The 15,469-nt window shown below is 43.3% G+C and carries 16 protein-coding genes; 12 read left to right on the top strand and 4 right to left on the bottom strand.

The features are described from left to right. Positions 1-583 precede the first annotated feature (583 nt). Both mbcS and ABN702_RS02880 read left to right on the top strand, forming a co-directional pair. A complete protein-coding gene (gene mbcS / locus ABN702_RS02875) occupies positions 584-2,170 on the top strand; it encodes an acyl-CoA synthetase MbcS (protein ID WP_417899317.1) in 1,587 nt (528 codons plus the stop codon). Between the two features lie 132 nt (positions 2,171-2,302). After that, positions 2,303-3,892 (top strand): amidohydrolase, encoded by a 1,590-nt coding sequence (locus tag ABN702_RS02880; protein ID WP_417899318.1) that lies wholly within the window; start codon positions 2,303-2,305, stop codon positions 3,890-3,892. A gap of 55 nt (positions 3,893-3,947) precedes the next feature. Here ABN702_RS02880 and ABN702_RS02885 read toward each other — a convergent pair whose 3' ends face one another. Continuing rightward, positions 3,948-4,748 carry an NAD kinase gene (locus ABN702_RS02885; RefSeq protein WP_417899319.1) on the bottom strand — a complete coding sequence of 267 codons (801 nt, stop codon included), beginning with the start codon at positions 4,746-4,748 and terminating at the stop codon, positions 3,948-3,950. Between the two features lie 179 nt (positions 4,749-4,927). Here ABN702_RS02885 and sppA point away from each other — a divergent pair, with 179 nt between their 5' ends. From sppA to ABN702_RS02925, 8 genes are all read left to right on the top strand, one after another. After that, entirely contained in the window at positions 4,928-5,932 is a 1,005-nt protein-coding gene (gene sppA / locus ABN702_RS02890) for a signal peptide peptidase SppA (protein ID WP_417899320.1), read from the top strand. Positions 5,933-5,944: 12 nt separating this feature from the next. Then, positions 5,945-6,541 (top strand): RDD family protein, encoded by a 597-nt coding sequence (locus ABN702_RS02895; RefSeq protein ID WP_417899321.1) that lies wholly within the window; start codon positions 5,945-5,947, stop codon positions 6,539-6,541. Continuing rightward, a complete protein-coding gene (locus tag ABN702_RS02900; protein WP_417899322.1) occupies positions 6,510-7,325 on the top strand; it encodes a DUF2953 domain-containing protein in 816 nt (271 codons plus the stop codon). The genes ABN702_RS02895 and ABN702_RS02900 overlap by 32 nt, the downstream gene beginning before the upstream one ends. 21 nt (positions 7,326-7,346) lie before the next feature. Then, the gene (gene ytfJ / locus ABN702_RS02905; protein WP_417899323.1) at positions 7,347-7,826 is read left to right on the top strand and encodes a GerW family sporulation protein; all 480 of its coding nucleotides are present in this window, start codon (positions 7,347-7,349) and stop codon (positions 7,824-7,826) included. 148 nt (positions 7,827-7,974) lie between these two features. Beyond that, positions 7,975-8,475: a thiol peroxidase gene (tpx, locus tag ABN702_RS02910; RefSeq protein WP_386642877.1), complete on the top strand. Its 501-nt coding sequence runs from the start codon at positions 7,975-7,977 to the stop codon at positions 8,473-8,475. Positions 8,476-8,633: 158 nt separating this feature from the next. After that, the gene (locus tag ABN702_RS02915; protein WP_417899324.1) at positions 8,634-9,629 is read left to right on the top strand and encodes a class I SAM-dependent methyltransferase; all 996 of its coding nucleotides are present in this window, start codon (positions 8,634-8,636) and stop codon (positions 9,627-9,629) included. 200 nt (positions 9,630-9,829) lie between these two features. Continuing rightward, on the top strand, positions 9,830-11,017 hold the full coding sequence (locus ABN702_RS02920) for an acetate kinase (RefSeq protein WP_417899325.1): 1,188 nt from the start codon (positions 9,830-9,832) through the stop codon (positions 11,015-11,017). 105 nt (positions 11,018-11,122) lie between these two features. Further along, the gene (locus tag ABN702_RS02925) at positions 11,123-11,953 is read left to right on the top strand and encodes an EcsC family protein (protein WP_417899326.1); all 831 of its coding nucleotides are present in this window, start codon (positions 11,123-11,125) and stop codon (positions 11,951-11,953) included. Between the two features lie 48 nt (positions 11,954-12,001). Here the strand turns inward: ABN702_RS02925 and ABN702_RS02930 are convergent, their stop codons facing one another. Together ABN702_RS02930 and ABN702_RS02935 are read right to left on the bottom strand one after the other, a co-directional pair. Next, a complete protein-coding gene (locus tag ABN702_RS02930) occupies positions 12,002-12,316 on the bottom strand; it encodes a hypothetical protein (RefSeq protein WP_417899327.1) in 315 nt (104 codons plus the stop codon). A gap of 89 nt (positions 12,317-12,405) precedes the next feature. After that, the gene (locus ABN702_RS02935) at positions 12,406-12,846 is read right to left on the bottom strand and encodes a universal stress protein (protein WP_417899328.1); all 441 of its coding nucleotides are present in this window, start codon (positions 12,844-12,846) and stop codon (positions 12,406-12,408) included. Positions 12,847-12,950: 104 nt separating this feature from the next. Here ABN702_RS02935 and ABN702_RS02940 point away from each other — a divergent pair, with 104 nt between their 5' ends. Further along, positions 12,951-13,118 carry a hypothetical protein gene (locus tag ABN702_RS02940; protein WP_417899329.1) on the top strand — a complete coding sequence of 56 codons (168 nt, stop codon included), beginning with the start codon at positions 12,951-12,953 and terminating at the stop codon, positions 13,116-13,118. A 26-nt stretch (positions 13,119-13,144) separates the two neighbouring features. Here ABN702_RS02940 and ABN702_RS02945 read toward each other — a convergent pair whose 3' ends face one another. Further along, positions 13,145-14,458, bottom strand: a complete 1,314-nt coding sequence (locus tag ABN702_RS02945; RefSeq protein WP_417899330.1) for a purine-cytosine permease family protein — start codon at positions 14,456-14,458, stop codon at positions 13,145-13,147. Positions 14,459-14,548: 90 nt separating this feature from the next. Between ABN702_RS02945 and ABN702_RS02950 the strand changes: the two genes are divergently transcribed. After that, positions 14,549-15,352: an SDR family oxidoreductase gene (locus tag ABN702_RS02950; protein WP_417899331.1), complete on the top strand. Its 804-nt coding sequence runs from the start codon at positions 14,549-14,551 to the stop codon at positions 15,350-15,352. Positions 15,353-15,469 lie beyond the last annotated feature (117 nt).

Raw genomic sequence — 15,469 nt, forward strand, 5'->3', positions numbered from 1 at the left:
ATTCGTATTCATTGATGTTACTTAGATAAAAATCAAATGTAGTCCGTTGATTGCAGCGAGGGACACAAGATTCCCCGGGGACGGATGGGAGCCTCCTGGGCTTCGTCTGTGGGGTGTCTCCCATGCCCTCTACTATCCCGCAGGAGTCAAGTGTCCTCCGCTACAATCAACTCAGTTTTTTTAAATTATTTGCTATATGGAAGAGTAAAAAAATTGATTCGCTACTGACTTTAGTAAGGTGAATTTTTTCTTTGAGTCATCCCCTTTTGGTTGGAGTGCAAGGGGTGAGACTCCTGCGGGAGGAGAGTGTCAAGGGAGACCCCGCAGGCGCTTTTACGCCGAGGAGGCTCCCGAGGCCGCCCGCGGAAAGCGAACCCCTGGAACGGAGACCAAAAGGGTGTTTAATGTTGACTCTTCATTTTTAACAACAATCTTTTCGTAAAGAACCTTTGTGAAAGAGAACAAATTGTCCGACAGCACCTACACAATATTACAAAATGATAAAATTCCAACAAAACAATTCAAATTATTTTAAAAATTTTGTAAGATAGAGATAGTACTAATACAAAGGGGATGACTTCATATGTTGAGAGAGGAATTATTAGCACCAGAAAAGTACAACCTTGTTCAGGAAGTGGAGAAGTACGCACAAGTTGGGGATAAGCTTGCACTTATCTGGGAAAGCGAGCAAGGAGAGAAAAATCAGGTTACATATCAGGAATTAATGAAAGCTGCAAATAAAATTGGAAACGCTTTACTTGCCGAGGGGCTGCAAAAAGGGGATGTGGTCCTTGTGATGATGCCGAGGTTGATTGAATCCTATCAAATCTACCTTGGTGCACTGAAAGCAGGGCTGGTAGTAATTCCGTGCTCCGAGATGCTAAGAGAGAAAGACTTATCCTATCGGATAGAACATGGGGATGTGAAAGGGATCATTACGTACCATCCTTATGTGGAACAGGCTAATAAACTGGAGGAGGTAGGAAGTTTAGTTCGTTTCAGTGTTGGTGGATTCAATGACGCAGGCTGGAAGAATCTGCACGACGCTGTGGAGAAGCAATCAGACGTCTTGCCGTTCGCTGAAACCTCCAAGGACGATATGGCTTTCCTGTCATATACATCAGGCACTACAGGGAACCCAAAAGGTGTCGTCCATACACATGGCTGGGCCTATGCGCATCTTCGCACTACTTCCAAACATTGGCTCGGAATCGAAGAGAAAGACGTGGTATGGGCGACAGCCAGCCCAGGTTGGCAAAAATGGATCTGGAGTCCATTCCTTTCGACACTTGGTTCAGGTGCGACAGGGTTCGTTTATCATGGGAAGTTCGATCCCAACACTTATTTGAAGCTCCTTGAAAAGTACGAAGTGAATGTCCTTTGCTGCACACCTACAGAGTACCGGATCATGGCGAAGGTGGATAATCTGGATGCCTATTCGCTGCCGCATCTCCATAGTGCTGTATCTGCAGGGGAACCGCTTAATAGAGAGGTTATCGACACATTCAGAAGGCATTTTGAAATAGATGTTAGGGACGGTTATGGGCAAACGGAGAATACTCTTTTGATTGGTGTTCTAAAGGGGATGGAAATCAAATCGGGCTCCATGGGAAAACCGACTCCAGGAAATAGTGTTACCATCATCAATGATCATGCCGAGGAATGTGAAGTAGGTGAAGTAGGGGATATAGCGGTGCATATCGAGACTCCTGCACTGTTCAAACATTACTACAAAGATCCGGAACGTACGTCAGGACAATTTAGAGGGGAATATTATATTACAGGGGATCGGGCGAAAAAGGATGAAGAGGGCTACTTCTGGTTTGAAGGGCGTAGTGACGATATCATCATCAGTTCAGGCTATACGATTGGACCATTTGAAGTGGAGGATGCACTCGTGAAGCATCCATTTGTCCGTGAATGTGCGGTGGTTGCAAGCCCAGATGAAATCCGGGGAAGTGTCGTCAAGGCTTTTGTCGTTCTGCAGGAGGGTGCAGAAAAAGAGGAGGCTAAATTGACCAAGCTTTTGCAGGAGCATGTCAAGGAGCTTACAGCACCATATAAGTATCCTCGAAAAATAGAGTATGTGGCGGAATTGCCAAAAACGACTTCAGGTAAAATAAGAAGAATCGAATTGAGGCAAAAGGAATTGGCTTCAGGAGCAAAGTAAATAAGGTTGGCGGGTAATGGAACCATTACCCGCCTTTGTTCTGCATGCAGTTCTTTTGTATAGGACCCATACAAATGATAATCTGAAATTATTACATTAAAAACTTACATAGGAAAAGGGGCAAGAATGTATATGGGAGAAATATGGTTTGGGGGCAAGATCTATACTCTTCAACAAGAAGGGCAAACGGTGGAAGCGGTCTACACGGAGAATGGGGTAATTAAAGAAATTGGGGCTGAAAAAGAGCTGAGCCATAAATATGGAGAGGCTGAGAAAAAGGATCTTCAAGGAGCGGTGATGTACCCTGGATTTACCGACAGTCATATGCATTTGCTCGGGCACGGGGAAAAGCTGCTGCGGTTGGATTTGTCCGAATTATCATCCTCTCAGGAAATTAAAAAGGCATTGCTCGAGAAAGTGGCTGACACGGCTGTTGGAGAATGGATTTTTGGAGAGGGCTGGAATGAAAACAACTTTATCGATCGAAAAATCTTTCATCGTGCAGAACTGGATGAGATCACATCCAGCCATCCGATGATCCTATCGAGAGTATGCCGCCATGCGGTGCTAGTAAATTCTAAGGCATTAGAGCTCGCAGGAATCACAAAGGATACCAAAAATCCTCCTGGAGGCGTCATTGTGAAGGACGAGCAAGGTGAGCCAACAGGATATCTATTGGATCAAGCACAGGAGTTGGTCAAAGCAATCATTCCGAAAGCGACAGAAGAATACTTGTATACCGCACTGAAGAAGTCGGTTCAGGATTGCCTGAGGCTTGGGCTGGTAGGAAGCCACAGCGAGGACCTAAGCTATTACGGCAGTTTCCACAAAACGTACGGTGCATTTGTCAATCTGATTGAACGGGACAATTGCAAATACAGGGCACATCTACTTGTGCATCATGAGGTGGTGGATGATATGCATGAATTCGGCCACCGCTATAAAGATTCAACAGGATTTGTCACGCTTGGTGCGATGAAGATATTTGCAGATGGTGCGCTAGGGGGAAGAACGGCACTATTAAGCAGGCCTTATAATGATGCACCGGAAACCTCGGGGGTGGAAATCCATTCGAAAGAACAGCTGGAAAGGCTTATCAAAAAAGCGAGGGATTACGGGATGCCAGTTGCGGTACACACAATCGGCGATCTGGCCTTTGAATATATATTGGATGTAATCGAGCTTTATCCTGCACCGGCAGGGGAAAGGGACCGGCTCATACATGCGCAGATATTAACAGAGGGATTGATTGAGCGTGCTAAAAAGCTCCCGATCATACTGGATATTCAGCCCCGTTTTGTCGCAACGGATTTTCCTTGGATTATTGAACGTCTTGGAGAAGAACGCTTGAAGTACAGCTATGCGTGGAAAACGTTGCTTGATGAAGGGTTGATATGTGCAGGTGGATCCGATGCGCCAATTGAGCCGGTAGATCCGTTGCTCGGCATACATGCCGCTGTCACACGGCAGATTCCATCTGACCCGGAACAAACGGTGTATCAACCGGAGCAGCGCTTATCGATGTATGAAGCCATTCAATTATTCACAAAAGGAAGTGCCCAGGCCATTGGCGAGGAAGAGAAGCAGGGTCTGATCAAGGAAGGGTATTATGCGGATTTCACGATACTGGATAAAGATCTGTTCAGGATTGCAGCTGATGAAATCCTGGAGACCAAGGTAAGAATGACGGTCGTGGACGGTACTGTTATGTTTCAAAATTAATATCCCAATAAAACACCCCACTCCAGATATGATACGTTGGAGTGGGGTGTTTTTTTTATAGGAAGGTGCGTTTCACTTTTTCCCAGAAAGAGTTGTCCTTCAGTTTTACCGTTTTGATTTTCTGGTCGGTCAATTGGATATCGAGTTTTTCGACATGACGGATACTCAAGGCTTCGTTGTCGATACCGATAGTCGGATAGTCATTGCCGTCCTGGACCACTTTTAGAGTCAGCTTTCTTGCGCCTGCCATAATGAATGGAGAGCCAAGTGTACGATAGCTGTTATTGTTGATGGAAGCAAGCTCGCTTACCTGGAAGCATGGAAGCATCGGGTCCACAACCGCTCCATGTACGGATTTATTGTATGCGGTGCTTCCAGTCGGAGTCGATACGATCATGCCATCCCCCCGGAAGGTTTCGAAATGCAGATCATCTATGTATACATCGATTGCAAAGGTTTTGATGATGGCCGATCGAATCGAGCATTCATTCAGGCAATAAAACTTGGACAAATCATCCACCGTCACTTGAATAGTGGGGTATTTTCTTACTTCAATCTGTTCATTTGTCATAGCTTCCACCATTTTATCGGTTTCGTCTATATGAAAATCGCAATAGAAGCTGGACGTATATTCCGTTGAAATACCTGCGTACAGGCAATCCTCCTTGAAGCCTGTTTTTTGGACAGCCTGCAGGAACGTCCCATCACCTCCGACAGCAACAATGATGTTGGCTGTCCGATAGTCTTTTACCACCTCAAAGTTATTGGCTTCCGCTAACTGCTGCAAGTTGTTCACCTTTGTTTCAAGGTCCTGTTCTTTTTTATAAAAGAAATACATTTTACGGCGCTCTGTCATCTTTTTTCCTCCTCTGATTAATAAATAATGGTAGAAAATCAAAAGATAACCAATAATCATTATCCTTTTTGTCTTGTTTTTAGTACAATTCTATATTGTGATTAGTTTATCATTTTCATGAAACTTTTTGAAAGATTTTAACGTAGTAGTACAGTACACACACTTTAGGAGGTTTTAGCATGAGCGGAAAACGGTGGGCGGCACTAGGTATAGCTGCATTGCTATTTTTGGTATCAATCGTGACGAACATGACTGCAAGCGCAACAGAAAGCAGTGAGTCACTGTCAGATATTTTTGGAACAGATACGGGATTTGTAGAAAAAGTGGTGGAAGAAGGCAATCCGGACCGAAAGCTTCTTGTTTTGGAAGTGAATGGTGCAATTCAAGACCTTGGAGAAGATGTAACTTCCATTTTTCAATCGGCAGGATATAATCATCGACAATTTTTGAGAATGCTGGATCAGGCGAAGGAAGATGACTCTGTAGAGGGAATCGTACTTCGGGTGAACACGCCTGGTGGCGGGGTATCGGAAAGTGCGGAAATACATAAAAGATTGATGGAAATCAAAGAAGAGACGAAAAAACCTATTTATGTGTCGATGGGAGCGATGGCGGCTTCTGGTGGTTATTACATCGCCGCTCCTGCAGATAAAATCTTTGCAACCAATGAAACGATCACAGGCTCCATCGGGGTGATTATGCAAGGTGTGAACTACAAGGAGCTTGCTGAAAAGTATGGTGTGAAATTCGAAACCTTCAAAAGTGGGCCCTACAAGGATATCATGTCCCCAACTAAGGATATGACGGATGAAGAGCGCCAAATCCTGCAAACGATGGTCGACAATATGTACGATCGCTTTGTCAGTGTCATTGTCGAGGGCAGGGGGATGAGTGAGGCGGAGGTGCGAAACATTGCCGATGGACGCATCTATGACGGCCAGCAGGCCAAAGGAATCAATCTTGTAGATGAAATCGGTTATTTCGAGGATGTCGTGGACGCAATTAAAAAGGATCATAAACTTGGAAATGTCCAAGTCATCCAATACGAAGAGAACCTCGGATTCGGTTCCCTGTTCAGTATGAATGCCAGCTCTCTGCTAAAACCGGATTCAGAGATGCAGATGCTTGCTAAGCTCATCAATCAGCCGAACTCTCCAAGATTGATGTACTTGTATGCGGACTAGGGGGGTGGAAGAATGAGAGAAGAATCTAATAGAACAGAGCCGGAAATGAATAGGATAGCTGTTAACAAGAATGAGCATGTAGAAAAGGTACATGTAGAGAGCGTCGAAGAAGAGTTTGTGCACGATTCCTATCCAAGTGCAGGCATAGATAACACCATTTTTAAGTCTCCGCCAGAAAGACCTGTATATCGGTTTGCAGGCTTCTGGATGAGACTGTGGGCATTTCTTTTGGATGGAATCATTATTTGGAGTATCGGATCCATCTTAATTTTCCCTCTATTTAGGGTACTTGGATTTTCTACGGGAGAGAGCTCCATGTTTTCGCCGGCCACCATTGCGACGACCATCGTCTTTTATGCCTACTTTATCCTGATGACCAAATACTTTAAGCAGACGCTAGGTAAAATGGTATTTGGACTGAGAGTAGTCGATCTTGCGGAGGAAAGGCTATCCTGGAAGACGGTCCTGTTCCGTGAAGGGATCGGCCGTTATATTGCAGGTGTTTTTGCGCCTATCACCTTTATAGTCTATCTGGTTGCCGCTTTCACGAGAAAGAAGCAAGGAGTGCATGACCTCTTTGCTGATACTAGTGTTGTTCATGAAAATTGATGATAAACCTGCAGGCTTGAAGCTTGCAGGTTTATTTTTTTTTCCCAAGGAGATAATGATTGTTGACGGAAAGGGCGTGAGTATATTGATTTGGATTGGTATTTTAGCTGGAATCGTCCTTTTACTATTTTTATTGATATTTTTCACTAAAATCACGGTCCATTTTTATTACCACCATCAGCAGGATGATGACGAAATGATAATCCGCTTAAGCGCCTGGTTTGGGCTTATCCGGTATACGATAGATGTTCCCTTGATAAAAGTGGACAAGGAAACGGCCTCCATTGAAGTGAAGGAAGAGACTCATATGGGTAAGGGTGGAAAGACAAAGGAGAAGGATAAAAAGTATTCTCCAGAAGAAATACTTAATAGTTTTCGTGATACCTATGAAATGGTGAGACATGTGGTGGGAATGCATAAAATAGTAAGAAGGTTTTTATCAAAAATGGAAATCAAGGAATTGGAATGGCACAGTAATATCGGCCTTGGGGATGCTGCCCATACCGGAATGGTTGTTGGTGCGGGGTGGACGCTAAAGGGTGGTATAGTGGGCTTTATGAGCCATTTTGCCAAATTGCAGACACAGCCGATTCTCACCATCACACCCTACTTTCAAATGATGGTCTCCCAAACTCTGATTAAGTGTATGATTCGTTTTCAAATCGGGTATGCTATTCTAGCAGGAATAAGAACCGTTAAATATTGGAAGGGCGGGAGGCCAAAATTCAAGACTCGTCCTTTATCCATGCTCTCGAAAGAAGAAGATAGACAAGAATCTATGTAAGTGTATAGAAGGAGGATCTATATGTCTGAACATCCTATTAAAAGTCTGATGACAACCGCAATGGAAAACTTGAAAGATATGATTGATGTGAATACCATCATAGGTGATCCTGTTGAGACACCTGATGGAAGTGTCATCCTTACCGTGTCGAAGGTGGGATTTGGATTCGCTGCTGGTGGAAGTGAATTTCAAGGCACTTCTTCTGCAGGTCAGGAAAAGCATGACGGCGGCCATGGCCAGCAACAGCAGTCTAAGCTTCCTTTTGGTGGAGGTAGCGGTGGTGGAGTTTCCATTACACCTATCGCTTTCTTGATTGTCAGCTCTTCAGGTGTGAAAATGCTCCATCTTGATGAAAGCACACATCTCTACGAGCGCATTCTGGATTTGGCTCCACAAGCGGTGGAAAAAGTGCAACAGATGATGAACAGCAATAAAAAGAACCAAAACCAGCAATCCAATCACAACTCCTATTCAGATCACAAACAGGATCTGGACTTTTAAGAAGTTGGCTGCTTAGCAGTTGACTTCTTTTTTAATTAATTGGAACGTTTAGACTTTTAAAAGCGATTTTGGAGTGTGATTAATTGCAAAACACCACCGACAGGGCTATTATTAACATAGTACATAACTTTTAAGGAGTGAACATTTCATGGCAAACGTTACATTCAAAGGGAACAAAATGACTTTAGTTGGAAGCGAAGTTAAAGTTGGGGATAAGGCACCTAATTTTTCAGTACTTGCAAACGATCTATCCCCAGTGACTCTTGAAGATTCCAAAGGTTTCAAACGTTTAATCAGTGTAGTACCTTCTATTGACACAGGTGTATGTGATGCACAGACCCGCCGTTTCAATGAAGAAGCTTCTAAATTGGATAACGTAAAAGTGATCACTGTCAGCATGGATCTACCTTTCGCTCAAAAGCGTTGGTGTGCTGCCAGCGGACTTGATAACGTTCAAGTTGTTTCCGATCACCGTGATGCATCATTTGGTGAAGCGTATGGCGTGTTAATGCAAGAACTTCGTTTATTGGCTCGTTCTACTTTCGTAGTCGATTCAAATGATACTGTAACTTATGTGGAATATGTAGGTGAAGGAACAGATCACCCTGATTATGATGCAGCTATCGAAGCTTTAAAAGCTGCTGAATAATTAATCGTCTTATTTGGCATCGATAGGAGCAGACTGTAGGAACATGCAGTCTGCTTTATTTTTTTGTTTGTCGGAGCTGACCGAGCGGCTTGCACTTTTAGGGCAACGCTAGTTAAAATAAGTATACTCATTAAGGAAAAAAGAATAGGAGTGTCAGAATGTCCATTACCAAATTGGAAAACACATTTAGTTTATTTGATACAACCGCGCAGATTTTGCAGGAGGAATTGGGGTGCACGTACTTGGAGGCACTTGCGGAAACGGCCGAGAATATGTTTCACGGGGACGTGATCCAGGAAGAAGTATCGGAAGTGACGAAGCGCCGCCTCACAAAGGAGTATGACAAGTTGAAGCTGCAGTCGCTAAGTAAGGAAGAAATCCGTAAAGGATTCCAGCTTGCCATTCTAAAAGGAATGAAGGATGCGGCTCAGGTTCATCATCAGATGACTCCCGATGCCATTGCCATATTTATGGGCTATCTTGTAGGAAAATTCACTTCCCAAGAGCAGCAGCTGACACTTCTCGATCCTGCTGTTGGTACAGGAAACCTGTTGACCGCTGTGCTTAACCATCTGCAAGGGAAGAAACTTGAAGGTTTCGGAATTGATGTAGACGATCTTCTAGTAAAGCTTGCTTATAATAATGCCAATCTGCAGGAGCAGTCCATCAATCTTTTCAACCAGGATAGCTTGGGTAATTTATATCTGGAGCCTGTGGATGTCGTGGTTAGTGACCTGCCTGTCGGATACTATCCGAACTCGGTGAATGCTGCCAACTTCCAGCTGAAAGCGTCGGAAGGCCATTCCTATGCCCACTATCTATTTATTGAACAGAGCTTGAAGTATACGAAATCAGGTGGATACCTCTTCTTCCTTATTCCCAACTCCATGTTCGAGGACGAGGATGCACCAAGATTGAATTCTCTTATCAAGGAAGAAGCGTATATCCAAGGGATGCTGCAGCTGCCCGAATCCATGTTCCAGAACATTAAGCACGGAAAAAGCATCCTGATCCTCCAGAAAAAAGGTATAGGAGTGGAAAAACCGAAAGAAGCCCTGCTTGCCAGTCTTCCTAGCTTCTCCAACGTTCAGGCGATGGAGAGAATGATGGGGCAGATCAATCAGTGGTTTACGGAGAAAAATACCTCCAAGTAAAGGTGCCTCTATTCAGAAAATAACGAATATATAAGGAAAGCGTTACCATTAAGGGAAGGCTCTTGCAATTGAATTATGACGGTGTTTAAATGAAAAAGGTATATATAATGAACGTGCATTGCACATGCTAGAATTAGTATGGTCACCCGATTTTTTCATATATGATGAGTGACAATATAAAAGGAGTTGTACGTAACGTCATGTCAAAAGTTATTGCGATAAATGCAGGTAGTTCTTCTCTTAAGTTCCAACTTTTCGAAATGCCAAGTGAGAATGTTATTACAAAAGGGCTAGTAGAACGTATCGGATTAAATGATGCAGTATTCACTATTTCCGTGAACGGTGAAAAAGTAACAGAAATCACAGACATTCCGGAACATGGAGTAGCGGTTAAAATATTATTGAGCAAACTGATAGATTTGGGAATCATTCAAAGCTTTGACGAAATTACAGGAATTGGCCACCGCGTCGTGCATGGTGGAGAAAAATTCAATGATTCCGTCCTGATCAGCGATGAAGTGCTAGGTCAGCTTGAAGAGCTCTCCGAATTGGCACCTCTTCATAATCCTGCAAACATCGTTGGAATAAAAGCCTTTAAAGAAATCCTGCCAAACGTTCCGGCAGTAGCTGTTTTTGATACGGCATTCCATCAGACGATGCCTGAAAAATCTTTCTTGTACAGCTTGCCATACGAGTACTATGAAGATTATGGTGTACGTAAATATGGTTTCCACGGAACTTCCCATAAGTATGTATCAGAGCGTGCAGCAGAGCTTCTTGGCAGACCGGTTGAACAGCTTCGTCTAATATCCTGCCATTTAGGTAATGGTGCCAGTATCGCAGCTATCGAGGGCGGTAAATCAATCGATACTTCCATGGGATTCACTCCATTGGCTGGTGTAGCTATGGGAACTCGTTCCGGTAATATCGACCCGGCTTTAATTCCATTCATTATGGAGAAGACAGGAAAAACGGCTGACGAAGTCTTGGATGTATTAAATAAACGCAGTGGTATCTTAGGGGTATCTGGATTCTCCAGTGACTTGCGTGATATCGAGTCTTCTGCCCAGGAAGGAAATGAGCGTGCGGAACTTGCTCTTGAAGTGTTTGCAAGCCGTATCCATAAATACATCGGTTCTTATGCTGCCAGAATGTTCGGTGTGGACGCCATTATCTTCACAGCTGGTATCGGGGAGAACAGTGATGTAATCCGCGCTCGTGTACTCCAGGGCCTTGAATTCATGGGCGTTTACTGGGATCCGGCACTGAATAAGGTACGTGGTAAAGAAGCATTCATCAACTACCCTCATTCACCGGTAAAAGTAATGGTCATCCCTACAAATGAAGAAGTAATGATCGCAAGAGATGTTGTAAAAATAGCACTATAAAAATGAAAGCCTGAGTCTGGATATTTGTCCCGACTTGGGCTTTTTTTTACAGACTGCTTCTATGCTATAATGGTACTAATCATAAATGAGAGTGAGGGGAAGACAGTGTCTGTCATATCCAGCGAAGAACAATGGAAGCAAAGAATAGCAAATTGGGAGCAAACCCTTTATTCATATGAACCATCACAGTTCAGCACCACAGTGGACTATTGGTTGGATCTTGCTTTTGAATACCTGCCAGCTGATACCAAAGATATGTTCTTTTCTCAAATTGACACCTGGCTATTCCACTTACACGGCTTTATTCAACAAACTTCCTTTCAAAAGCAGGCCGAAGAACGGATTTTGAAAATGGCCCAAAGCTATAAGGAGGATGTGGAAACGATTGAAGACATCCAGACATTGAATCTAAGCCAAAAAGTTTTTATTGCAGAGCAGCAGATTGCCAAGCAAAAGCTGTACTCCGTTGTCCAGGGAGGGATGACCGGTACTGGCAAGCTTTCTACACTTGCTGTGGATATTCCTGCATTTGCAGCATTGAATATTCGAACAACCCAGCTGATCTCTTTGTCCTTCGGCTATCGTGCCAGTACACCGTATGAGATGGTGAAAGCTCTGCAACTGTTCTACTGTGCTACCATTCCGAAAAAATATCAATTTGATCGGTGGCAGTCGCTGACAAAAGACCTTGGAGAGGAAGAAGATCTTTATTTTGACACTCTTTCGGAAAAGGACCATCCTACCGTTTGGCTCCAACAGCCTTTGTTTCACCTTGTAAAACTATTATTTGTCGTGGTGCTGGGCCGGAGGAAAGTGAATGGCATTCCTTTCATAGGCATGGTGGCTGCTGCTGGTACCAATTATTATTGGACAAAAGAAGTCTCTCGATTTGCACATCATTATTATGTGATGCGCCATCTATCAGCGAACAAATAATTTAAAGAGGACCGATACTCAAACTAAATTTGAGTGCCGGTCCTTTATTTACGCGTGCATACGATCTTGTGAAACATGCTGGTTCATGCGATACCAGAGCCACAGATCATTGATTATACTGGCGAGTTCTGCAATGTCTGAATTCAATTGGCAGGATCGTTCAAAATTGAACTCGTTATTCAACATTTCCTGTTTTTCGTTGATTTCATTTTCCAATTCCTTGATTCTGTCCGGTATCTTTCCTCTGATTTTTTCCCATTCCAACAGAATTTTCTGCTGGGTTTCTTTGCTGTAATGCTTCCAATCCATCTCCAATTCCGGCAAGGGAATCCCTAATCGTTCATTTTGTCTAAAAGAAAACATGACGACAACATCCTCTTTCTCCTTGTTTTCTTTATTGTATAACAAGCGAGTTCAACAATCTATGAAAAGGAAATATCTGCTTCCCGATTTTACCCCCTAACGACTAGTACATCGCAATTTGCATGGCGGACAATCTTTTCTGAGACACTCCCACTAACCAACCTTTCAGCAAGATTCATATCCGAGGAACCACAAACCATGAGATCGATGTGATGATCTTCGGCAATTTCATTAGGAAGCGTCTGTTTGGGAGATCCGAATTCCATGATGGTTTTCACAGTGTGGATTCCTTTTCTTTTTGCAACCTCCCCATACTCATGCAGTAGCTCCCTTGCATGTGCTTCCGCCTCTTCTGTCATGGTCACAGCATATGCCTCCATCGTGGCAATGGACCTTATATCAATGACATGTGCAATGAAGAGTGCTGCATTATTTTGAAGACAGAGGTGAATAGCCTTATGAAAAGCTAATTTGGCCTCTTCTGTACCGTCAATTGCAACCAGTATATTTCGATATGATACATTCATCATGATCAGCTCCATTCTCTTTTATACTATTTTTTACCACATTTAAAAGAATGGTAAACGAGGAAAGCTATCATGGTAATAAGAGATGAGAAAGGTGGATGAAGAATATGAAGGAAAAAGATCCAAAAGAGATATTTTCTTATGACGACGAAGCGGTAAACCAAGTGCATAATCAAATTACGGATGCCTATTCAAGTGGAGTGGTAGGGGACCAGTACAGCCAGAATGCTTATCAGCCGACTGAAGAAGAGCCGAATAAGCAAGAGGGGCAATAAATTCTCTATAAAAAAGGTGTCTGCAACTATGCCGGCACCTTTTTGAATGATTTCTTGAACAATACATATAAGCAGCCTGTAAATACAAATGATAGAAATCCTGGAGATAAGGAGTCAGGCAGCAGGAAATAGAGAATGATACCTGCTCCAATACAACAAAATGCGGCTTTATTGTAGGCAGATAGTGTATGCTCCTCGTCTATTTTTAATTTTTTGATGAACAGAAAATCTGTCACAATCACAGCGGATAATGGAATAACAAAGGCACCTATCAGAGATATGTAGTCTTTTGCCTGTTCCACGAGTGCAGGTGTCAGGGAAAGAAGAATGCCTGCCACCCCGAAGATCAGCGAACTCTTAATTCTTCCGAGTTTCGGGACAGAATTAAGCAGACTGAAGCCTCCCGTATAGGCGTTGCTTAGATTGATGGAAATCATCGACACCATGGCTGCCCCAAGGATAATGGAGCCATAAACAGCAGAACCGGTCATTTCGCTTGTAGCGATAAAGGGGTTCAAAGAGCCGTTCAAACTCGCTGTAAATGCTCCGAAAAACGCCGTGAGGATAAATCCTGAAACATTACCGGCATAGAGTCCCCAGAAACCTTGTTTAGCTGTGATGGCATATCTGGTCATATCCGAAGAAGCAGATACACCCGAAACGTACTGCACAAAAGCCAGGCTTGCGAAAAAAACCATCATTGACAGATCCCATGTCCCGTCACTGGCATCCAGAATAGGTTTGCCAGACAGTCCTTTTATTAATAGAAAGAACATTAGAATCTGTCCTGTCAGTAATAATGGCATGAAGTATTTCGTTGCTTTCTTCACGGCTTCGAACCCGACAAGTGCCAAGAGCGTCATAATGGATGCGAGGAACATGGCAATGACAGCAAAGGGAATGGTAACCTTAAGGACTCGTTCCAACAGGAATTGCACCACCATTGCGCCTCCAATGGTTTGTACCGAAAACCAGTAAAGCGATGTGATAGTCCTTAATGGGGAAGAGACAAATCGTGCCCCTTTTACGCCGATAATCGATCTGATCGCAAATTGTGAAGGTATGCCTCGTTCTGCACCAGGCAATGATAGGAAGGACACAAAAAGGAAAGCAAGTGCTGCCCCGGCAATCGTCGACAAAAATGCAGCTGTAAAGCTCAGGCCGCCCTCAATGACCGCCAAGGCGGGGACGAGAAAGTTTCCTGCATTAACGGAAAATGCTATTTGAATGATCATATACTCATACCATTTTGTTTTTCTTAGTTCCTGTGGTACTGCTTCTAGTCCGAATTTTTCAACTCTTGTTTTACGAAGAGGTACGGTGTTTTCTAAATTTGCCACGATGATGTTCCCTTCTTCCCGCTTAAATAGATAATAGTTTCATTTTATCGCATGTTGACAGCTTAAATGTTGTAAAATTTTTTATTCTGCATGAAAATAGAGAGAGACTTCAGTTTAAGGGGGAATCCTGTTTTGCGTCATGCTTTGATAACAGCTGGTTCCAAAGGGCTAGGAAAGAAAGTATCTGAAATGCTTCTAGAAAAAGGCTGTACTATTTCCATCAATTTCCGCAGTGACATGGATGCGGTAGAAAGACTAAAAGAGAAATGGGCTCATTATGGAGTAGACCGACTTCATTTCTTCCAAGGGGATGTGACGAAAAAAAAGGACATGGAACGATTTGTTACAGAAGCTGTCCATAGATTCGGTCGCATCGATTACTTGATAAATAATGCAGGACCTTATATTTTTGAACGGAAAAAGCTCGCAGATTATACCGAAGATGAATGGTATGAGATGCTAGAAGGCAACTTGAGTTCGGTATTTCATTTATTTCGCCATGCCATTCCGATCATGAGAGAGCAGAAGTTTGGGAGAATTGTTACTTACGGGTTTCAAGGAGCGGAATCCTCACCAGGTTGGATTTATCGTTCCGCTTTTGCTGCTTCGAAGGTGGGATTGGTCTCCCTGACAAAATCCATCGCCATTGAAGAGGCGGAGAATGGAATAACCGCTAATATGATATGTCCAGGAAATATTGTAGGGGAAATGAAAGAGGCGGATATCGCATATTCACGGGGTATTGTAGATGACCAAACCCCAGTGGGACGTTCGGGAACCGGGGAAGATATTGCACGGGCCATTCTTTTCTTATGTGACGATGATTCAGATATGATCACAGGGACCGTAATGGAAGTTACAGGGGGAGTGGATGTCATCAATCGGTACCGCTAGAGAGCCTATAAACATACTTATTGGTTTGTCCGAATTATTTGTGAATATTGATAATTCCGAGTTCGGTAAAGCGCTTACATAAAGTTGCAGAAAATGGTTTTACATTTTCTTTTTTAA

This window comes from Bacillus haimaensis (assembly GCF_048270625.1).
In the GTDB taxonomy this organism is placed as follows: Bacteria; Bacillota; Bacilli; order Bacillales; family Bacillaceae_I; genus Sutcliffiella_A; species Sutcliffiella_A haimaensis.